This is a genomic window from Latilactobacillus sakei (genome assembly GCA_002953655.1).
Taxonomy (GTDB): domain Bacteria; phylum Bacillota; class Bacilli; order Lactobacillales; family Lactobacillaceae; genus Latilactobacillus; species Latilactobacillus sakei_A.
On sequence record CP025839.1, the window covers coordinates 1865460 to 1888113 of the forward strand.

Below are 22654 nucleotides of genomic sequence, written 5' to 3' on the forward strand. Positions count from 1 at the left end.
ACAGTTAATAGATTTTATCGCTTGGAAACTCAGAAATGTCGCCGTGATTAGCTTTTATCCGGCAGAGTGCCAAGATGTCTTTCAAAGCATCACTTAAACCAGTTCCACCTTTTTTAGGCATCTTAACAATATCAACACGTTGGCGATATTGATCAATTACTGACTGGCATTCTTTAGACATCGCAGCGACAACTGGAATATCGGTTTTTTCGGTCACTAAAGCCCCCGTTTGGGCACACATTTCAGCGTATTGTTCATAATGAAAAGCTGGCCCACAAATAACAACATCCGGGTGCAACTTTTTAATCATCGCTGCCAACTTTAGGCTGACCTCATCTTTGTGATCCATGAAATTTTGATCACCACAGTATAAGGTCACCGCGATTTTTTCGTCTTTTTCTAAATACTTTTCAAACATATCGGCAGAACCCATCGCCATTTTTTTACCACCCAAGGGTAAATCGCCACGTTCGGTGCCACCTAAACCTGCTTGAATTTGATCCAATAAAATTAAAATTTCCATGACTATTCTCCACCTTTACAAATTCAAGTCCGCTTCCGTTAAATCATCAAATGAAATATCTTCTGCTTTAGCCATCTCTGCGTCTTGTTCTTCTTTGATATATTGTTTATCCAATGTCTTAATAAATGGGTAGTAAATTAAACAACCTAATGCTAATAATGCGAATTGATAGAGTGAAGCCACAATGCTCCCAGTTGAAAGGTAGCCGGAAAAACCGATTGGTGTTGTCCATGGTAAGGCCACCCCATTGGTATATGGAATCAGTCCCCATTTCGTTACCATCGTTGATAGCAAGAGGTTGATAAGTGGTACTAAGTTAAATGGAATGATGAGAATCGGATTCAACACAATTGGCAACCCAAAGATGATTGGTTCGTTAATGCCGAAAATCCCAGGTAAAATAGCCAACTTCCCAAGTTGTTTGATTCGTTGTGAGCGACAGAATAAGAGCATCACGATTAATAGTGATAAAGTACTCCCGCCACCACCGAAGTTAGTGAAAAAGTTTGAGAAGGGATCAGTAAAAATGTTAGGCAATGCCTTATGTGCTTGGAAAGCATCTAAATTTTCCATTGTTAACACTTTAGAAATCGGTGCAAAGACAGAGTTAGCAACTGCTGGTCCATTAATACCAAAGAACCAGAAGATTGTGCAGGCAAATCCGTAGATGATCTGGGCAGTTAAAGTATTGCCGGCCCCTTTTAATGGCACTTGCAAAATCTCGAAGATGAAATTATACAGTGTTTCATATGGTGTTAATCCGAAAATAATGCGAATTGCGAAGAAAATTAGCATCACTACTGCACTTGGAATTAAGGCTTCAAATGATTGCGAGACTGCAGGTGGAACACCGTCCGGCATTTTAATCGTCCACCCTTTTTCAGTGACATAACAATAAATGGGCACTGCAACAAGGGCGACAACTAGGCCCAAGAAAATCCCATTTGTGCCAAGGTAGTTCATATCCAAAGCCCCATCAACAGGTTCTTTTAGATTTTCAACAACCATTTTAGTTGGTGTTAGGATTAAAAAGGCCACTAAAGCAACTGCGGCTGCCTGAATTGCATCCGTATTTTTTTGTTTGCCATAAGCGTAAGCCGTACTAAAACAAGTGAAAAAACCAACCGTATTAAAGACAGCCCGCGAAACGTTAGTAAACCAACTTTCCCACCCAGTCCCTAAGAATTGGCCCCAAAATTCAGACCAATGCGGAATCGGAAAGTTAGCAATTAATAGGAAAATTGAAGCGACGATAATTAAAGGGGTGGTGATTAAGAAGCCATCCCGAATAGCAATTAAAACTTTATTACTCCCCAGTTTTATCGCTAACGGCATCAAGAATTTTTCTAATTTATCAAACATGTTTAATCCTCCAGATTAAAATTTTGTCTTACCTGCCTGCTAATGAACAATACCTCCTTCTAACATTAATGTTTACGACTCAAGATATTGTGGAACGTATACTTGTCAGCCCGATAATGGGAATTATCGTAAAAAATCGGGTAGCCATCCATCGAATAGGCGACCGTGTGCGCCAAAAAGGCGGGCTGACCTGGTGTTGTTTCTAGTAACTCACTTAACCCCGGTTCTAAGATAACGGCTTCTAATTCTTGTTGCGCATAACCAATTGGCATCTCTTGTTCAATCAAACGGTAGAGAGAGCCTTGCGCTTCGTGGGCCGTCAAGTTGGGGAGTATTCTTTGTTTAAGGTAAATCTGTTCGTGCGTCATTGGCTCGTTATCGGCCATCCGGATGCGTTCAATCTGCCAAACTGGTTCTTGCTCGTTGAGTTGTAATTTAGACGCAACGTAGTCTGGATAGACAATTGCGCGGCGCAGATCTAACACCCGCGTGCTCGCGTCCAAGTGTAATTCTTTGGCAGCTTCGGTAAAGCCCACTAACCCGCTGGCCCCACTCGAAATTTTGCCTTCGGTCGCTAAAACATAGGTCCCGCGATTCCGATCACGGACGACAACTTGTTGTTTTTCGAGTAAGTCGATTGCCTTGCGGATTGTTAACCGCGTCGTCGCAAACTGCGCGGCTAAGTCCGTTTCTGACGGTAATTTTTGATGGACACCATAGATTCCCGCCCGGACATCTTCGTTTAACGCTTCTGCAATTTCGACATATAGATACTTCGCCATTTTCTAAATACTCCTTCTAATCAATTGGGGCCTTAATTCGTTTTTCATAAGCTGCTAACCAATCTTCGGAAATTGGTTCGATAATAGTAGTCTGATCCGGCCCTGGATTAGCCATATAAATCTGCGGTGGCTGTTCGTCATTTCCCGCTGCAAAAGTGAATTCAACATTGGTGGCCACGCCCCATTCGCCTTGATTATTCAACGCGATCAGTGAGAATTCACCCACCTTGCCGTAGCGTTTCTTAAGTTTTTCAACAAATGGATAAACCGCTTGATCACAAGCAGCTTGCGGCGATAATCCCGAACCCATCAAGCGCACGATTTCATAGGAGAGACAGCCCTTCATTAAATCTTCGCCTAAACCAGTTGCGGTGGCGCCACCGATGTCGCTATCCACATAAAAGCCACTGCCAGATAACGCTGAATCGCCTGTGCGCCCTGGCTTTTTCATGAATAAACCGGAAGTCGAGGTCCCGGCCGCCATACCAGCATCTTGATCCAAGCTCACCATGCCTACCGTATCGTGACCGTCATAAGGACTAAGATTTTTTTCGTTAATTTCTTGAACGCGTTTGGCCCATAACTTATGTGCCCGTTCGGTTAACATGTTGCGTGCTTCAAAGCCGTTGAACATCGCATATTGTGACGCACCGGCACCTACTAGAAAACTATTAAAATGATCGTTACTCAATTGGCGCGCAACTGAGATCGGATTTTTAACATCGCTAATCCCCGCAACCGCCCCAATCGCAAATGTATTACCATCCATAAAAGCCGCATCCATTTCGACTAGTCCTTGTGCATTCGGTAAACCGCCATAGCCAACCGATTTAAAAAACGGATAGTCTTCAACTTCTTTGATAGCGATTTCAATTGCGTCCGTACTTTTGCCACCTGTTTCGAGCGACGTCATCGCTTTAGCTAATCCTTCATAAGCCATTCGCCATGTGCCAATCATTGCATACGTCATAATCGTTCATCTCCAAATTGTAAGCGTTTTAATAATTGTAGTATAAACAAAATTGTATATACAATCAAGTTATTTTCCAAAATAAAAAAGCGTTGCGGCAAAAGAATCCTTTTGCGACAACGCCCTTTTCAATCATCAACTATTGATGACGATAACACCTATTTTTTTATTTCGTTTTTAAATCGTCAATTGAATTCACGTTGGTCATATACTTCGGCACAGCTAAGCCAACTCTAGCGCCTTCTAAGTTAGGCCCTAAGTCTTCAAACTTACCTTGATAATCCTTGTAGTATAAACCAGATGTCTTTGGTAACCAAGCAGCAACCTGCGCATCAGCCGCTTTAGTTGCAACTGACGCCCACATTGGTTGAATTTCCATCGCCTGAATTGTTGGTTCGTAACCTTGTTGACGAAGCACTTCGGCTACAACATTAGTTGAGGCAATTTCAGAATCCCAAGCCACATAAGTTAACTTGATCTTCGTGCCATGAACCTTCTTAACGCCCTTGGTCCATTTAGAAACCTGTTCGGGATTAGCCTTAATCCAATCCTTAGCCGCCTTTTGCGGATCAACACCATCATTAACTTGTAACATCACTTTTGACATTTCCGCTGGTGTCCAGTGGAACCGGTCAAGGATGGTATAAGCTTCCGGCATATCTTTTTTGAGGCCTTTTCGAACTATCGTATTGATGTGTTCAGCTTGCCCAAAGACATTTTTCGGATCCTTCAAGAACTTAATTGGATATTTAGTAAACATCCAATGCGGTTGCCAACCGGTAATCACGATTGGCCGCTTGTCCGCAATTGCTTTATCCAAAGTACTGGTCATCGCAGCGGTTGAACTGGTTTGTAACTGCCAGTTTTGGCCTTCCAAATGATAGGTTGATAAAGCCTTTTGCGTTGAAGCCATAATACCAGCTCCGGCATCAATCCCAGTAATCGTGTAATTGATTTGTGGGCCTAACTTCTGCTGAGCATCATATGGCTTAGTTTGTGAGCTACAGGCACTAAGCAACGTTACTAACCCAATTAAGGTGAAAAAAGCTATTAATTTATTCTTCTTAATCACTAAATCCCTCCTTAATGTTGTCGTTGTCGGTTTAGCGCTTGTGTCAAACGATCAATGATAATCGCCAAGATAACGATGGCTAAGCCGGCTGCAAAACCGCCCCCAGCGTCGTTCCGACCAACGGCGAAGTATACCCGAGTTCCAAGACCCATTGCACCAATCATCGAGGCAATCACAACCATTGATAAAGCTAACATCATACTTTGGTTAACGCCGGCCATTAAGGTTGATTTGGCAAGTGGTAATTGCACTTTAATCAACTTCTGCCATTCTGTTGAACCATAAGAATCGGCGGCTTCAATTAATTCAGTTGGCACTTGGCGAATCCCAAGGTTAGTCATCCGAACTGTGGGTGGCATCGCAAAAATCACAGACGCAAAAACGCCCGGTACCATCCCAATCCCAAAAAAGGCAACCGCTGGAATTAAGTAAACAAAGGCTGGCATAGTCTGCATGAAATCAAGAATTGGTTTGAATATTGCCTGGGCAATATCACTTTTAGCCATCCAAATCCCCAGTGGCACACCTATCACTAATGAGATTAAACTAGACGTCAACACAAGGGTTAACGTTTGCGTCATATCCCGCCAAAAATCTAAATTCCAGATTAAAAGAAGTCCGGCCACTTCAAAGATGATTAAGCCCCACTTCTTCGTATCACGATTGGCGAAGTAAGTGACACCCGCGATAATCACGATAAATAACCAGATTGGAATTAAATCAAAGACCCACTGAAAGCCATTGATAATCCCCCCGATAAAGTTTGTTAAACCATTAAAGAAGCCTGTAAATTGTGTTAGCCAATCGACAAAACTGTCCATCCAACTAGCAAGGGGTAATTTAGGAATTGTCATTAAATTAAGCAAAATGGTTCACCTCGTTTCCTGCAAGTGCGCCTAAAACGGCACCGCGAATGATGATCCCACGTAATTGTTTTTTCTCATTTAAGACGGCAAATGGAATCCCGGTTTGTGAAATATCATCTAGAATCTCCGCAATTGGTGTTTCTTCAGTGGTTGTCGGTACGTTTGCATTAACGACGGATTGAAGATCACGACTTTCTTGACGGACTAATTCTAGGACATCCTGAGCATCGATAATCCCCACCAATTCACGCTTGTTATTGACAACATAAACAGTTGAAACTTCATTTTCACGCATACGTTTCAAGGCTAAGCGGGGGCCATCTTTTTCGATATTGACCGTTGTCGGGCGAATCATAACGTTGCCGGCCGTATAAACTTTACTACGATCGACATTTTCGATAAATTTCTCAACATATTCATCAGCTGGGCGCGTTAAAATATCTTCCGGTGTCCCAGTTTGAACAATTTCGCCATCTTTCATAATCATAATGTGATCGCCAATTTTAAGGGCTTCATTTAAATCATGACTAATAAAGATAATTGTTTTGTGCATTGTTTCTTGCAAATCAAGTAATTGATCTTGCATGTCTGAACGGTTCAATGGATCTAACGCTGAGAAAGCTTCGTCCATTAATAGGATTTCTGGATCATTGGCTAAAGCCCGGGCTAAGCCAACCCGTTGTTGCATCCCACCAGATAATTGCGTTGGATATTGTTCACCATAACCATTTAACCCAACGAGATCTAACGCTTCATTAGCTTTTTGATCGCGCGTTTGTTTATCAATCCCTTGAATTTCCAATCCATAAGAAGTGTTGTCTAGGATTGTGCGGTTTGGGAAAAGTCCGAAATTCTGAAAGACCATGCTCATTTTCTTGCGCCGGACCTCAAGTAATTCTTTCTTATCAATCTGCATTAAATCTTCGTTATCTATCAATACACTACCTTCAGTTGGTTCAATCAACCGGTTAATCATCCGTACCAATGTTGATTTTCCACTACCAGATAGTCCCATAATAACGAATATTTCGCCAGATTCGACTTCAAAGTTAGCCCGGTCGACACCGATTGTCGCACCTGTTTCCTTTAGAATCTCAGCTTTGCTCTTCCCTTGCTTCAATAGTTCTTTGGCCCGCGGCACCCGCTTACCAAATATCTTCGTTAAATCTTTGACTTGTAATTTGACAGTCATAGAATCCCCCTTTGATATAAATTTTTCTGAAAACTATACCTAAAAAGTATACTAGTTTATCAAACATGTTGCATATCGCTGGTTAACTCTCTCATTTTTTTATCATAATTCGCATTAATTAACGTTTTAGCAGACAATCATTAAAATATCTTATTTCCCAATCCATTGCACCCTAGAAAATTTAAATAACACTTATAAAACTTATTTTCAAATTGCAACTATTTTGTTCCTATTATTAAAATGTAATGAGAAATGCAATTATTTTCTCTCTAAATTTAAGCAGCAATCAAAAAAACAGGCCCCTTTGGGAGGACCTGTTTTGGCTAACCTGTTAAGCGACCTTCTTTTGATAACGGTGGTAAAGCGCAATCGCCATAATTGCAAAGACGATGGGCCCGATGACCATCCAGAAAGCATCCATATAGCTACCTTCTAGCATTGGTTGCACAATCGTGAAGGCAATCCCGAAGACTAAGACTAAATCGACAACAATTGTTACAGCTTGCACTGATGCTTTAGTCTTGAAGAATTCGTAAGGGCGCTCTAAATCTTTGCGCGCCTTAAAGTAAGGAAAGGCAGTCACTAAGAAGAGATAAGGTAATGATGTTGAAACGTTCGACATCAAGGTTAATACGTTGTAGAATTCGCTGGCAGCTTTACCCCCAAATGAAATAACAGCAATTAATAAACAAACCAAAACGGCTTGTGCCCACATCGCCTTTTCAGGCATCCCGTGTTTATTAACTTCAGCAAAGCCTTTGGGCCATAATGCTTTAGGTGTTCCCAGTACAAATGATTTTAATGGTGAATAAATGAGGACGGCAAAGGCCCCGAGGTAACTGATAAACATAATTAAACCAGTGATTCGAGCAAATAACGTCCCGATTCCAACGGCGGCTGTCGTTGACATGCCAAATGCGTGGCCGAATTGATAGCCTAAATTTTGCATCAAGACATACGTGATATTCCCCATGTTGGCTTTATCGCCACCTAAAACTTGGTGCCAGTTCGTTGAAATCCCCCACATGAAGATTGCAATCGCGTAGATTAAGGTAATGAAGGCTGTCGCAATCATTAACCCCTTAGGGAAAGTTTTTTCTGGATGGTCCATACTATCCGTCACGCCACCCATTGTTTCCATCCCCGCATAGGCGAAGATTGAAAAGACAACGAACGACAACATCCCGATTGGTGATTGATAAGAAGCCATGGGACTCTTAACAAACGTTGTCACACCGTGAATTGGTTCAGCAAGCTTAAAGCCTGTCTTGAACCAGATTGCAAGACTGACCACTAAGAAAGCTGCGAATAAAAAGGCGACAGCCATCCCACTGAAAGAAGCAAACTTCTGAATCTTATCAATCCCACGGCTTGAGAGGAAGGTTAAGGCTAAAATCCAAAGCACGCCTAAAACACCGACGACTTGGGTCCCATTTAACCCGATAAAATGCCAAGTTGTTGTTTGGTCTGAGCCTTGTAAGAAAGTTGAAAATGGAATCCACACTTTCGCAGCGGTCGATACCATCCAAACAATCCATGAAGCTAACCAGATAAACGTTCCGATGAAAGCAGCCTTCTTACCGATTGACGCTTCAAGCCATGAATAAAGCCCCCCGCGCGCTTCTTTCAATGATGAACCGTATTCGGCAAACATCAATGAAGTTGGTAAAAAGAAAAAGATTGCTGCTAGGATATACCAGATAATGCTGGCATAGCCCATTAAATAAAAGGCAATGGTGGTATTCGCAAAGCCAAAAATTGATCCAAAGATCATCAAGATCAAGCCCTTGACATTAATCTTCTTTGATTTCTCCATAATTTAAACAAGTCCTTTTTGTTGGTCTAAGTTAGAATAAATATACAATTGTGCCGGTATAATGTCAATCTTATATGAATAAAGAATACTAAGTAATCGTTTTTATTCATATATTCATTATTTTTATACAACAACGCCCTTAACCACTATTTAAAAACAAAAAAAGATTGGGACAAAAATGAATTTGTCCCAATCTCTTTTTCAATACTTTTAGTTAAATGCTGACCATTCTAATTGTCATAATATTCTTGTTCATCGAGATATCTTCCACGATTTCTGAATATTGCATATCTCGCGGAATTTCAATCCGGTAGACGTTAGTATAGATTGTATCCCGTTCATTTTGAGTCACGGAGAAATTGACATCCCGAATCTGAATATGGTGCTCTTCAAAATAAGTTTGGATAAATTCTTTGGTTTCTAGTTTGTGCTTGTATTTAATTTCAATCTTCTTCAACGTATTGATATGAATAATTTTCTTTAAAAAGACAATCACAAAAATAACAAAAAACGCACTAATGACGGCAATTTGATAATAGCCCATCCCAATTGCTAAACCAATGCCCGCGGTTGCCCATAGTGAGGCTGCCGTTGTCAGTCCCTGAATCTTATGACGAGTTACCACAATTGTACCGGCACCCAAAAACCCAATCCCACTAACAACTTGAGCAATCAAGCGTGCTTGATCAGAACGAATTGTCGTGGCAATCGCTAAATGGTGTAAAGCAAACTGGACATTTTGCGCCGCAATCTCCTGTTGGATCATTGCAATCACACAAGCACCTAAACAAACAAGAATATGCGTTCGAATCCCCGCTGGACGATTTTTATATTCGCGATCTGATCCGATAATCCCTGCAATCACTGTCGCTAAAGCTAACCGGATTAAAATATGAACTGTTGTTACTTCAAACAAAATATCATCCCTCCAGAGTTATTACTTCTTTCTAGTCTAGCACATCTAACGAACCGCAATCAAAAAAGCAACTAACTAGGCTAATCTTCACCTAAGCTAATTGCTTTATTTAATTAGGCTGTAATGCCCACTGTTTGTAAAATCAAATAGATATTCAATAATGTTAAGACAATTGTTACGAACCAAGCCGTATATTTCACCCAAGGGCGGTTAACGAATGGCCCCATGATTTTTTCATCACTGGTAAACATCGTCAATGGAATCATTGAAACGGGTAATGCGATACTCAAGAAGACTTGTGAGTAAATCAAGAGGTTTTCAACTTGCGCTTCATTCCCGTGGTAATAAACCGTGAAAATGATGACTGGTAAGATTGACAAACCACGTGTGATGACCCGCCGTGCCCACAATGGAATCTTCATGCGGACGAAACCTTCCATGACAATTTGGCCTGAAAGGGTCCCTGTAATCGTTGAGTTTTGACCTGATGCCAATAAGGCAACAGCAAAAAGTAAACTCAACATTGGACTAGCAATGCTCCCAACGATTTCTTTGTTTTGTAAAGCATTAAATAAATCAACAAAACGACCTAAATCACTATTAGTGCCATAGAACATTGCTGCCCCAAGGATTAAGAGTAAACAGTTAACGACAAACGCCACTGTTAATTGGATGTTTGAATCGATTACTGTAAACTTGATTGCTTTGCGTTTTTCAGCAACATCATCCCGATCGTATTGACGTGCTTGCGCAATTGAAGAATGTAAGTACAAGTTATGTGGCATAACAGTCGCACCAACAATCCCTAATGCTAAGAATAACATCTTCTTATCAGTCATAATTCGTGGACTTGGTACAAATCCACGCACAACATCACCCATGTTAGGTTGTGCCAAGATTACTTCATATAAGAAAACGAATAAGATAACAGCCACCAAAGTTGCCACAATCGCTTCAATTTTCCGGAAGCCAAGTTTCATTAATAATAATAAGAGCAAGACATCAAATGCGGTGATTAAGACACCCCATAATAATGGAATGTTAAAAATTAATTCTAACGCGATTGCGGAACCAATAATTTCGGCAATATCGGTCGCCATAATGGCTAATTCTGTGACGATCCACAGGAAAATTCCCATCTTTTTACCGGTTTTGGCCCGCGTCATCTGCGCTAAATCCATTCCGGTAACAATTCCTAAACGTGCCGCCATCGCTTGTAATAGCATGGCAATTAAGTTCGATACTAAAATAACACTAATCAAGGTGTAAGCAAACTGTGCCCCACCAGCAATTGATGTAATCCAGTTACCTGGATCCATATAACCAACCGCAACCAATGCACCAGGTCCCATGAAAGCCATCAAGGTTTTCCAGAAACCAGCGTTCTTAGGGATCGCGACGGTGTTGTTAATTTCTTCTAGACTACTACCATCAGCATAATGAATAAACTTTTCATGCTTCTGTGAATCTTCTCGCTGTTTCTTATCCATATAAGTACCTCTTTCTCTTCGATTGAGTTATTCAACTATTAGGATTCAATGACTTTGATTTTAGGACGACCTAACTTTAGTCGTCCCCACTGCTCAAATAATCCTTCATTATTCTATCACATCCGGATTGACTTGTCCCTATCGAAATTCAAAAAAATACCGATTTAACGGTCTTTTTGAGTGAAGCGTTTTCTCAACATTACTTTAACACGAAAAATACCCAGATGTCCAAGAACACATCTGGGTATTATTTAATAGGAGGAAAATCGATTAAGTTGACAGCTAACCAGCAACTCGTGTCAGTGAAATTCGACATAATTGCTGCGAATTCACGATAATCTGTTGCATCAGTTCGTGGACAATAAAGCGATCATTCGGCATATAGTTCAAAATTAAGACGTGCACAGTCTCTTCACACTTCTCTAAGACCTTCCCTAAATAAGGTTCCGTCATCATTTCATTGGCTTGGCAACGTACCAAGTCACCTACTTTAATCGTCATCTATCATCCACCTCGTTAGCTTATTTGACTACAACTACATTATATCGTAACCGCTTCCTTTTATCAAACATTAACTTATACTAATGATTAGTTTTGGTAGGTAACTAAATTAGATTAACGTTTAATCTTCTTGTAGTTTTCATCGAAGTAACGACCTTCTTGAATATCTTCAATGATCCCATCATAGGGTGCTTCACTAATAACATCTTCGTTATTTTGACCTGCATCACCCATGTAAGTAATCGTGGCGAATTCAGGGACTAGCATCTTAGGATATGTTTCGTATTTTTCACGAGATTCTTCCATTAATGCGATATGGTCATTTTGGTAAGTAACCGTAATTTCGGGATGTTCCTCAACCCATTTAGGGAAGAAAATCATACCATGTAATTTGTTTTCATTAGGCATAAAGTCTAGGGCAACATCCGTCCCTGTTGGTTCCGTCCAAGTAATCTTGAAGACGCCATCTGTTAGCTTAACAATGTTAGCTTCTTGATCGCGAACCCAGCGGCCTGCAACCATCCCACCATGAATACGGTAGTCAACTGTGTGATCATTTTTAGCATACCATTCATATTGCCAACCATTGTCATATGTGTAAATAAAGTGTGTGCCTAAAAAGTCTTCTAGTTCTTTAAATTTTTTTGTCATTAAAATTGCCTCCAAATTATCATGTATTTAATTACATGTTTTTATTACAATGTAAGTGTACGGCTGATTTAAAAATTTGTCAACAAAAAAGAGCCGTCAGCACAAATATTCCTTTTGTCCTAACGCCTCTTTTAAACTTAACTTTATTTTGTAAAATCAATCACCATTCGGCCCGAAATCTTACCTTCAGCCATTTCAGTCATAATATCATTGATATCCGCTAATGGTCTGGTTTGAACGATTGGTGTCACTGCACCATCTGCTGCAAATTCAAAAGCCTCTGCTAAATCAGCCCGTGTCCCAACCAATGAACCAATTACTTCAATCCCATCTAACACCAATCTTGGAATTGAGAGGTCCATTGTTTCAACTGGGAGGCCCACAGCAACCACCTTACCGGTTGCACGAACAGCATCTACCGCTTGGTTGAATGCTACTTTAGAAACGGCCGTAATAACTGTTGCGTGAGCACCATCACCTGTCACTTCTTTAACGCGTGCTACAACATCTTCTTTTTTGTCATTAATAATGATATCAGCACCCAGTTCTTGAGCCAAGGCTAACTTATCATCATTAATATCTACTGCTATCACTTTGGCATTAAAAACGTTCTTCGCATATTGAAGGGCCAAGTTTCCTAAGCCACCCATCCCAAAAATCACTAGCCATTGTCCGGGTTGCACGCCTGAAACTTTAATCGCCTTATAGGTTGTAACACCGGCACAAGTGATACTGCTAGCGGCAACTGGATCCAATTTTTCAGGCACCTTCACTGCATAATCGGCTGTCACAATGCATTCTTCAGCCATCCCACCATCAACTGTATAACCCGCATTTTGTGCTTGCCGGCAGAAGGTTTCTTGTCCGTTCACACAATAATCACAGTGTCCACAACCTTGGAAGAACCAAGCAACGCTGACCCGATCGCCCACTTTTAATGAGGTCACTTCTGAACCAATTTCACTTACGACCCCAATCCCTTCATGTCCCAAGACACGACCAGGAACTTCACCGAAATCACCATTTTTAACATGCAAATCGGTGTGACAAACACCGCAGTATTCCATCTTAACGAGCGCTTCATTAGCCTTAATAGGTCGTAATTCCTTATCAATAATATCAACTGTATGGTTTTTGTTTGCGACTGCTGCTTTCATAATGGCACCTCTTTAATTAGTTTTTGAAATCGTTTCCATAACTTATTATAGCGCATAAATATTTTTTTCACAATCTTTTATTATGCGCTTAGTGCGATTATTCAGTTGTTGCCAATTGTTTTTTAATCGCTGATTTTAAAATGAACGGTGCTAAAATCGTTGTTAAAATAATGACGAAAATAATCGCCGAGTAATACATTTCGCTTAGTAGCTTTGCTGTGTAGCCGATTTGTGCAATAATTAACGCCATCTCGCCCCGCGAAATCATGGCAGCGCCAATCGTGTAAGCACCCGCATATGGAATACCCATCATTTTGGCACCCCAGCCACTGCCTAAAAGTTTTGCCAAAACAGCCAAGATTGTTAAGACAATAATAAAGACGAAATGCCGGTTTAAATCAGTAAACGTCATCGATAACCCGATGCTAACGAAAAACACCGGAATAAAGACTGTATAGCCTAGCGGTTCGATATGCCGACTGATCTCAGTTTGATACGGCGTCTGCGAAATCGCAATCCCTGCGAAAAAAGCGCCAACAACTGCGCTCAAATCAACAAGTTCCGCCAACCAGACAAAAACAAAACAAATGACTAACGACATAATTGCGTTAGCATAAGGTACTAATAACCGTTGGCTGAGATGCATTACACCTGGTACTAACCATTTAACACTGAAGTAAACCACAATGAAAAAAGCAATCTGTAAAGCAAAGGTCAGACCAAGTCCCATCTGGTTAGGCGCGGCGGTTGCTAATTGCGAACCAAACAAACTAGTCAAAACGCTCAAAATGATGACCGCTAACAGATCATCGACGACCGCAGCCCCTAAAATAATCGTGCCTTCACGACTTTCAAGCACGTTTAATTCCCGCAAGACTTCGACCGAAATCGAGACTGAAGTCGCGGCAAAAATGACACCGATAAATAGACTTTCCAATTGATTGATGCCAAAAGCTAAACTCATGGCATAAATTAATCCCACTGGCACAATTACGCCCAAAATCGCAACGACCACACTAGGTTTAAAATATTTCTTTAAAAGCGTTAAGTTACTCTCAAGACCAGCTGTAAACATCAATAAGACAACGCCAATCTCCGAAAAAGTATGAATAAAGCTATTCTCATGTAAAATCCCCAATAACGCAGGGCCCAGAATGATGCCGACAAGCAGCTGACCAATCACCGCCGGCATGCCGATCCGTTTACTAAGATGACCAGCTAACAGGGTACTAATTAAAATAATTGCTAATGTTGCCATTTTTAATTCCCTCCATAAAAAAAGCGCACCAAAATTCCCTTCTACCACCCTAAAGAAGGAAATCTTGAATGCGCAATGCTTCAACCGAATTTTTTCAATTGTATAATTATGCTACCATATCAAGCACTTAATTACAAAAGTATTGCTTAGTTATTGCTAATAATTCTTATTAGATTGACACGGAATCAGTTTCTTGATAATTTAAATATAGAGACTATTCAGGAGGTGAACGTTTTTGAAAGATAACCCCGACGCTGTGGCGTGTTATTGCTTACGAAGCAATCTTTATTGGCGAAAGGAATAATGGATTTGATTTTAACTATTATGAATTTCAATATAAAGGAGATTAACAATGACAACCCAGATTAACCCTTACAATCAATCGATTGAGGACTTACAAAAAGATTACCCGGGAAATGATTTTGAACAAGGCCTTTCCCAAGTCGAGGCACAAAAACGTTTAGCCACAAACGGCCCTAATAAACTAGAAAGTAAGAAAACACCTAAATGGCGTCTTTTCATTCGTCAATTTAATAACCTCATTATCTACATCTTAATTGCTGCAGCGCTACTGACAACTTTGATGGGGCATTATTCCGATGCCATCATTATTGGTTTAGTGGTCATCATCAATGCGATTATCGGTTACTACCAAGAAGCCAACGCCTCAGATGCACTTGAACGCATTAAAGATTTATTAGCGACCGAAGCAACCGTTTATCGCGACGGTCAACGAATCGATATTCCCACCGAAGATTTAGTGGTTGGTGATGTCGTCTTCTTAGAAGCCGGCGATAGCATCCCTGCTGATTTAAGAATTGTCGATACCGATAACTTACGTCTGGAAGAATCAGCATTAACTGGTGAGGCCGATTCAGTCGATAAACGGGCAGCAACCCTCACACCGACAACCGTTCCATTAGCCGATCAAGTTAATATGGCATTTGCCTCAACCTCTGTTACTAACGGGAGCGGCCTAGGCGTGGTTGTGGCGACTGCTGAACAAACTGAAATTGGACAGATTTCAAAAGCCGTTACACAGACACAAAGTCGTCCAACACCACTGACTCGTGAGATTAACAAATTAGGGGCTGGCGTTTCTTACGTGATTATTGCCGCTGCCATCTTATTATTCATCTTAGGTTTTATCAGCGGCCTCTATTCATTACCGGTACTGGCCATCGCCATCGTTACGATGGTTGTTGGCTCAATTCCAGAAGGACTTCCTGCCACAACATCCGTTATTTTAGCCATGGGTGTTAGTGATATGGCTAAAAATAAACACGCGATTGTCAAAACCCTCCCTGCTGTTGAGACGTTAGGTTCAGTTGATGTCATTGCAACTGACAAAACTGGGACCTTAACGAAAAATGAAATGACAGTCAAAGATATTGTCACTGCTGACCAAATTTACCATGTTTCTGGTAACGGTTATGCACCTGAGGGCCAAATTCAACAAGCTGATCAACCGGCCGTTATTGATGACACCCTCGCCTTATTCTTAGAAGCTGGATTTGAAGCCAATGATACCACTCTCTTCAAATCAGATGAGGGTTGGTCAATTAACGGTGAACCAACCGACGGTGCCTTTTTAACGGTCTATCACAAAGGCTACACGATTGATCAAGCGCCTCAAAATACCGAAATTGATATGTTACCGTTTGATTCTGATTATCGCTACATCGCTAAATTAGTTCAAACAACAACCGGCCAACGCCGCCTCTACATTAAGGGCTCACCAGATAAATTATTCCCGATGGCGCAACAAAAAGATGCCGCCTTCCCACTAGACACTTGGAATCAACACGTCCAACGACTCTCAGAACAAGGTAAGCGGGTCGTGGCTGTTGGGTATCTTGATGTCCCAACATCAACAACGACGATTACCCACGAAGGACTTAACAAGGGGATTATCTTGCTTGGTTTAGCCGGCATTATCGATCCACCTCGTGACGAAGTCATTCAAGCCCTGGCCGAAATGAATGCAGCTGGTGTCGACGTTAAAATGATTACCGGCGATCACCCCCTAACCGCCAAAGCAATTGGTGAAAAACTAGGCTTAGCACCAGTCATCAAAGCAATCACTGGTCCTGAATGGGATCAATTAGCCCCTGAAGATAAAGCAATTGCCGCAGTTGAACATCAAGTTTTCGCGCGTACCACCCCTAGCAACAAACTTGAAATCGTCGAAGCCCTTCAAAAACAACATAAAGTGACGGCAATGACCGGTGACGGTGTCAATGATGCCCCTGCTTTAAAACGGGCCGATATTGGCGTCGCAATGGGCATTAAAGGGACCGATGTTGCCAAAGACTCGGCGGATATGATTTTAACCAACGATAACTTTGCCACCATGTCTGTCGCAATTCAAGAAGGGCGACGAATTTACGATAATATCAAAAAGAGTATTCTCTTCTTATTACCAACGTCATTTGCGGAAGGTTTAATTATTGCCTTCACGATTTTAATGCAACAATCAATGCCACTCCAAGCTGCGCAGTTACTCTGGATTAACATGGTTTCGGCAATTACGATTCAATTTGCCTTCATCTTCGAACCAGCTGAAGATGGGATCATGGCGCGGGCCCCACGCAAAACGGGTCAAACTTTAATGAACAAACACGACATCTTCCAGATGGCCTATGTATCGGTCTTAATGGCTTTGATTGCCTTATGGGCCTATGACTGGTTACTCGGCCAGGGTGTTGATCAAGTGACCGCAAGCACGATGATGGTCAACATTATCGTGATCAGTAAGATTTTCTACCTCTTCAACATTCGGACAACGAAGCTAGCCTTTTCAAAGGCCTTCTTCTCAAATCCAAAAGCGTTCGGAATCATTGCCGGCATGATTGTCCTCCAATTGATTCTGACTTACGTACCGTTTATGCAAAAACTATTCTATACAGAACCACTAACAGTATTAGAATGGGCGGTATCAATTGGCGCTGGCTTCTTAATTCTGATTATCACGGAATTTGATAAGATTATCCGCCTTAAAATAAAACGATAAGCGCCAAAAAGGGACTGGGCAAATTTACTTTTGCACAGTCCCTTTTTTTATACAGCAACGTGTTCTATAGTCGACTAATCACTTCGTCGACATTTTTAATTTCAACCGACATTGTGCCATCTGGATGATTGATAAATTCGAACAAATCAGGATTTTGATAGACGTCAATTGGAACAATTAATTCAATTCCGTTCGATAATTTTAGTTTTTGCTTACCATACTTCTTCTCAGCAATTTCACGTACTGCGGGCGAAATGGGCGCATCTGCTGGTGCCTTTTCAACCATTGCCGCTTTAAATTCAGTTTGCGCTGAGACATTGTCTTTGAAAACTTTAGCGGCAACATCCTGCGTATTAATTTCGCCCTTTGCTTCAATCGTTTCGTAAATCGCCTCTTTAACGTTGGCAACAATATCATGCTTGGCGACTTCGAACTTCGCGCCGATTTTTTCAGCAGCCTTCTTAACGACCCGTACATTTTCTTCTAATGAAGGCTGTGGTTCACTCTCAATGACTTCAGTTGACAGATATGGTCGTTTATCCCCAGAGAAGGTATATTGTTTTTCAATTAACTCAAACCCTAAGGTCTGTAAATTGATGGCAAATCCTTCATCCGCTTTTTGTGTCTTATTAGACAGAATTGATTGATGAATAATTAATTGATTGGTTAATGGGCCATCTTCAGCGTTCACGTAGTGTGTATAAGCTTCATGGTAATTAACCTTCAAAAAAGCGACATAGGCCTGTGTATCCTGTTCATAAAGGGCAATGAAAACATCGGCACTAGGAGCATCATCACTTTTTTGATAAGCTTGATACCATTTATCCACAAGTTGTTGACTAACACCCGTAAAGTCTGAAGCAATATTCAACAATTGATTAGCAACCTCCGAACCTTGCCGAATGACCCCCGTCTTGCTCTGTGCGGATGATAACTTCTTGATTTTATTCGTCAAATAATCCCGGGTGTTCCCGTTGGTTAAATCAAGTGGCTGTTGTGAATAAATCGGTGCCCCTAATTCGCGATCAACCACTTGTAATATAGCTTGTTTTAAATAAATATCCACAATATATCCCCCGCATTCATCTCACACAATTTGCTTCCACTAGCGTATCAGCATCGTTCCCATTTAGCAACATCAAAAAAGACTGAAGCAGCTGCCTCAGTCTTTTTTGATGTTGATCCGTGTCTAATCACAAGTTAAGCACTCGTAATTACGATAATTAATCGTCTCCGATACTCTCGCTCCATACTGAGCATTAATGACACCCTTATTAAGGCATTACTCCCCCCGAAATAACGCTTAATATCAAGCAGTGTCCTTATCTAGCTGCCCTTAGGCTATTGTACAATACCCTTCAATAGTCTATAACCGATATTATTATACCCCAAAACAATTATTATGACTATGCCCGCTAGTGCCCATTTTTTAACAAAAAAGGAACATTGATGATAAAATGACATTTATCCCAACATTCCTCTTAGACTATTTATTTTTGAAACGCCGCCAAGCTTAAAGCGCCAATTGCTTGGCGTTCAGCTGTTGGATTTTGAACTTGATTTGTTAAAACAACAATTGCAAACGGATCGTTAGCTTTAAAGACGATGCCCACATCATTTTCAACATCGGCTAATTCCCCGGTCTTATTGGCAACTACCGTATTGGCAGGTAATTGGCTGGGAATCTTAGTCCGCGTTTGTTGCCCCTTCATAATCGTCAACATCTTATTATAAGGTGCCTGATCACGATTTTGATAGAGCTGGTTCAAAAATTGTAAGACGTCTTTCACGGACGTATAGTTATCCAACCCTTGACTACGAGCTGCATCGTCTAACATCTTCCGTTCTAACTTAGTCTGTGTATAACCTTGTTGTTGAATATATTGGTTAATTTCAGTCATCCCTGCAAAATCAATCAACAAGTTAGTGGCGTTATTATCACTTTGTTGAATCATCAATTGAATCCACTCATCGACTGAATGGTTATCAATGTAATGGCCCCCGGAAATCTTACCTTGTTTAATCTGATCAAATAGATAATCCATGATGAATAACTTAATCACACTAGCCGAAATAAAAGGTTGATCTTGATTACTACCGACTGAGCGTTTGGTGTTGTAGTAATAGACACCATACCCGACCTTTTGCGCATTAGCGGTTAGATTTTGCGTCTCAAAGGTTAACGCTTTTTCAGTGGGTTGCTTCTTCGTTTTTTCAGTTGCTTGGGCCGTTTGTTTAATTGCTTTTTGTGACCGGCTAGCCGCTAATTTGCGAGCTTTTTTGGACTGCGTTTTTTTGCGAGCAACCAGTGATTCGTGCTGGGCTCGACTTTGAGCGGCTTGATTTTGATGATTTTTTACGACCGCGATGCCAATCCCAACCGCAATGATCACGATGATGCCCACAACAACGACTAGTATGTTTCGACCTAAGCGTTGATTCTTTTGCTTACTAAACTTTTCTCTACGCGGTTCCATCTGTCATCCTCACCTTCAGTTGCCAATAATATTGCTGAACCCATTTCTTAAATCAGTATTTTCTGTTTCCTTAAACGCAATCGAACTCGCTGTACTACCTTGTCCTTCTTGCGCAATCAAGACCACTGGACGGCCATCATGAATCGTAAATAGATAGAAATGATCTTCTTCACCGCCACTATTGGCATCTGAATAAGCTGCGACAACTTTATAATCTGCCTTAGCTGAAACACCGTCTTCGGACCATTTAACGGTTACCGGACTACCGCCGACCTCAGTTTGAATAGCACCCGATAATAAGTCACCTGGTAAATCAACACCGTACAGCGAAACATTATGATGATCAGTATACGCTTGGTAATCCTGATTCATTTCAGTGCCCCAGTCAGCCATAAAGCTCTCTAGACTGTCCTTTTTAGACTCAGTCCATAGCGGATTGGCTACGGATTTCGAACTACTTGATGAGGCTTCTGAATCACTGATACTTTCACTATCGCTAGCTTGTGAACTTGGTTGTTTTGAAGAAGCACTCGTTGCTGTTTTGGTATTGGTAGCCGGCTTTTGTAGATAGAAACCGGCGCCCACTGCAATTGCTAAAACAATTAGTCCGCCAATGATGATTGGTAGCCACTTTTTAGATTTTGATTGTTGTTTCACTGCCTGGCGACTAACCACCGGTTCATGGGGTGTGCTAGCTGAGTTGCTAGGTCCCACCATTTCTTCCTTAGGTTGTTGCGTTGCTGGTTGTTCTGTAGCGTCTTCTAGTGGCTTACCACAATTAATACAGAATCGTGAATCTGCGTCATTTTTAGTCCCACAATATTGGCAAAACATGTCGTTCCCCCCGAGTAATATAGTTTCAACCCTATAATACCATTTATTTCAACCCCTTAATAGGTCATCAGCTCTATACAGATTTAAAATAACGGGCACCTTCAATAGTGTGAAAATAAATCACCGTTTCGACCATTTCATTATTGACACTACTTAGAAATGGCCATTCACCCTGGAGGACCCGCAATGCAGTATGCGGACGCGATAATTCCTTTTGGAAGTTTTCTTGGACCGCCACTGGCGTATCTCTGAAAATCTTAGCATCGTATAAATAACGCGCGTAGGCACTAAATAAACGTTTGGCTGCTGGGGTTTTAATCGCCCCATAAACTTCTCGTAGTGCTTGTAGCCCGTAAGCAACTAAACTGGCCAGCATAATTGAACCATTTTTATTTTCGACGCGTTTAAGATGGCGAATCAAGTTACCCCAAAACTGACTGTAAGCCTGCATCTCATCATCTTTGAGATAATCCCGAATATCTGACACAAAAGGATAGGTCCAGTTACGGGCATTCAAATAATTGGCCGTGCCAATATAGAACGTATATGGAAAGCCAAAATAAATCCGCGTTAAATCCTTGATAAACCATTCATTATTGATTTCGGCATAGTGTAAGCCCGTTTTAACCTGTAGGAGTTGCTCAATTTTCTTATCTTGCGTATTTTGCTTGGTTAATTCAAATAGCGCTTGCCAAGTCGCATCATCACATAAATCTGGTCGATAATGCTTAATTTGCTTCAATTGAACCGGTGCTGCATTCAAGGTGTAACCCGCGTTAAACGGTTGGTCCAATAACTGCAAGGTTTGCACAAAATGACCGCCCAGTGAATGGCCGAGACCATAAATCCGTGTTGTCGCTTCAATTTTTTTAACATGTCGAACCACGTAGCGGGTGAAACGCCGTGCTAGTTGTAGTTGCTCGTCGTTATCGGTGTGACCAATCAACATCGCATCGATATTATATTTCCAGTCCTGATAACTCTCGCGAACATAATTATCCAAACGCTGCCGGAACGATTTAATCCGCGGATCATCCATCGTCCCCTCTGTTCCTTTATACGAAATAAACGTCATACTCTGCTGTTTGAAGGTGAAATAATAGGCAACGGCTGAGAACCCGGTATTTTCGGCATTCGGTAAAATAGTTCGCGCATCATAAATCAACACATTATCCACCGATTGTTGCGTGTATCGATAAACCAATAAGCGAATATGACGTTGAATTTCTACTGGTGTAAACATAATATCCATATAATTGAGCATCATTATCGCCATTTTAAAATCCCGGCTTAAAAATGGCACCGCCACCGGCGCAATATTGGGCCGATAGTGTGCAATGAACATGTTTTTTTCGGTTTCGTATAAATAAGCCAGTAATTGGTCACACAAGACGATGCTGGTTTCGATTTTCTCCCCTTGTAAATTCAGGATTAACTGGCGCAGGCGATTAATTTTGCGTTGCCGATTATACTGGGGTGTCGTGGTCCAAGCGGCTTGACTTTGTTGATTAAGCTCATTCAATTGACCGATTTTCTGGCGTAAATAAATATCGCCACTAGTCATTTTTAGCAATTGTTTCAAAAGCTTTGTCTTTTGATTTCGCAACTGTTGGTACCGAAATTCGAAGCGATTATTCTGGCGTAATAATTCTTGTGACTGTTCACGATTTAAAGTTAATGGCACCTTTAAATGCGCTTTGAACAATAGCTTGCCTAAATCATCTAAAACAGTCTCTAGGCGGGTTAAATAAATTATCATTTGTTCAATTTCCAT

The 22654-nt window shown here is 41.2% G+C and carries 19 protein-coding genes; 1 reads left to right on the plus strand and 18 read right to left on the minus strand.

Features of this window, described 5'->3' with window-relative positions; all coding sequences use genetic code 11:
• Nucleotides 1-4: 4 nt before the first annotated feature.
• From C0213_09270 to C0213_09335, 14 genes are all read right to left on the minus strand, one after another.
• Nucleotides 5-523 carry a glycine/betaine/sarcosine/D-proline family reductase selenoprotein B gene (locus tag C0213_09270; GenBank protein ID AUX12598.1) on the minus strand — a complete coding sequence of 173 codons (519 nt, stop codon included), beginning with the start codon at nucleotides 521-523 and terminating at the stop codon, nucleotides 5-7.
• Between the two features lie 15 nt (nucleotides 524-538).
• Complete coding sequence (locus tag C0213_09275) at nucleotides 539-1885, minus strand: PTS sugar transporter subunit IIC (GenBank protein AUX12599.1); 1347 nt, start codon at nucleotides 1883-1885, stop codon at nucleotides 539-541.
• A 65-nt stretch (nucleotides 1886-1950) separates the two neighbouring features.
• Nucleotides 1951-2667 carry a GntR family transcriptional regulator gene (locus C0213_09280; protein AUX12600.1) on the minus strand — a complete coding sequence of 239 codons (717 nt, stop codon included), beginning with the start codon at nucleotides 2665-2667 and terminating at the stop codon, nucleotides 1951-1953.
• A gap of 16 nt (nucleotides 2668-2683) precedes the next feature.
• Complete coding sequence (locus C0213_09285; GenBank protein ID AUX12601.1) at nucleotides 2684-3637, minus strand: N(4)-(beta-N-acetylglucosaminyl)-L-asparaginase; 954 nt, start codon at nucleotides 3635-3637, stop codon at nucleotides 2684-2686.
• A gap of 166 nt (nucleotides 3638-3803) precedes the next feature.
• A complete protein-coding gene (locus C0213_09290) occupies nucleotides 3804-4709 on the minus strand; it encodes a glycine/betaine ABC transporter (protein ID AUX12602.1) in 906 nt (301 codons plus the stop codon).
• Nucleotides 4710-4720: 11 nt separating this feature from the next.
• Nucleotides 4721-5563 carry a glycine/betaine ABC transporter gene (locus C0213_09295; GenBank protein AUX12839.1) on the minus strand — a complete coding sequence of 281 codons (843 nt, stop codon included), beginning with the start codon at nucleotides 5561-5563 and terminating at the stop codon, nucleotides 4721-4723.
• Between the two features lie 4 nt (nucleotides 5564-5567).
• A complete protein-coding gene (locus C0213_09300) occupies nucleotides 5568-6767 on the minus strand; it encodes a glycine betaine/L-proline ABC transporter ATP-binding protein (protein AUX12603.1) in 1200 nt (399 codons plus the stop codon).
• A gap of 331 nt (nucleotides 6768-7098) precedes the next feature.
• A complete protein-coding gene (locus C0213_09305) occupies nucleotides 7099-8583 on the minus strand; it encodes a glutamate/gamma-aminobutyrate family transporter YjeM (GenBank protein ID AUX12604.1) in 1485 nt (494 codons plus the stop codon).
• Between the two features lie 214 nt (nucleotides 8584-8797).
• Nucleotides 8798-9502 carry a magnesium transporter MgtC gene (locus C0213_09310; GenBank protein ID AUX12605.1) on the minus strand — a complete coding sequence of 235 codons (705 nt, stop codon included), beginning with the start codon at nucleotides 9500-9502 and terminating at the stop codon, nucleotides 8798-8800.
• Between the two features lie 110 nt (nucleotides 9503-9612).
• Nucleotides 9613-10989 carry a divalent metal cation transporter gene (locus tag C0213_09315; protein AUX12606.1) on the minus strand — a complete coding sequence of 459 codons (1377 nt, stop codon included), beginning with the start codon at nucleotides 10987-10989 and terminating at the stop codon, nucleotides 9613-9615.
• A gap of 282 nt (nucleotides 10990-11271) precedes the next feature.
• On the minus strand, nucleotides 11272-11490 hold the full coding sequence (locus C0213_09320; protein ID AUX12607.1) for a hypothetical protein: 219 nt from the start codon (nucleotides 11488-11490) through the stop codon (nucleotides 11272-11274).
• Nucleotides 11491-11604: 114 nt separating this feature from the next.
• Entirely contained in the window at nucleotides 11605-12141 is a 537-nt protein-coding gene (locus C0213_09325; protein AUX12608.1) for a phenolic acid decarboxylase, read from the minus strand.
• Between the two features lie 143 nt (nucleotides 12142-12284).
• On the minus strand, nucleotides 12285-13298 hold the full coding sequence (locus tag C0213_09330; GenBank protein ID AUX12609.1) for an alcohol dehydrogenase AdhP: 1014 nt from the start codon (nucleotides 13296-13298) through the stop codon (nucleotides 12285-12287).
• A 97-nt stretch (nucleotides 13299-13395) separates the two neighbouring features.
• Complete coding sequence (locus C0213_09335) at nucleotides 13396-14556, minus strand: sodium:proton antiporter (protein ID AUX12610.1); 1161 nt, start codon at nucleotides 14554-14556, stop codon at nucleotides 13396-13398.
• 352 nt (nucleotides 14557-14908) lie between these two features.
• Between C0213_09335 and C0213_09340 the strand changes: the two genes are divergently transcribed.
• Nucleotides 14909-17569 carry a magnesium-transporting ATPase gene (locus tag C0213_09340; GenBank protein AUX12611.1) on the plus strand — a complete coding sequence of 887 codons (2661 nt, stop codon included), beginning with the start codon at nucleotides 14909-14911 and terminating at the stop codon, nucleotides 17567-17569.
• Nucleotides 17570-17633: 64 nt separating this feature from the next.
• Here C0213_09340 and C0213_09345 read toward each other — a convergent pair whose 3' ends face one another.
• The 4 genes from C0213_09345 to C0213_09360 form a co-directional block, all read right to left on the minus strand.
• Nucleotides 17634-18635, minus strand: coding sequence for a hypothetical protein (locus C0213_09345; GenBank protein ID AUX12612.1), 1002 nt, complete (start codon nucleotides 18633-18635; stop codon nucleotides 17634-17636).
• Between the two features lie 424 nt (nucleotides 18636-19059).
• Nucleotides 19060-20046: a serine hydrolase gene (locus tag C0213_09350; GenBank protein AUX12613.1), complete on the minus strand. Its 987-nt coding sequence runs from the start codon at nucleotides 20044-20046 to the stop codon at nucleotides 19060-19062.
• Nucleotides 20047-20061: 15 nt separating this feature from the next.
• Nucleotides 20062-20880 carry a hypothetical protein gene (locus C0213_09355; protein ID AUX12614.1) on the minus strand — a complete coding sequence of 273 codons (819 nt, stop codon included), beginning with the start codon at nucleotides 20878-20880 and terminating at the stop codon, nucleotides 20062-20064.
• Nucleotides 20881-20953: 73 nt separating this feature from the next.
• The gene (locus C0213_09360) at nucleotides 20954-22654 is read right to left on the minus strand and encodes a hypothetical protein (protein ID AUX12615.1); all 1701 of its coding nucleotides are present in this window, start codon (nucleotides 22652-22654) and stop codon (nucleotides 20954-20956) included.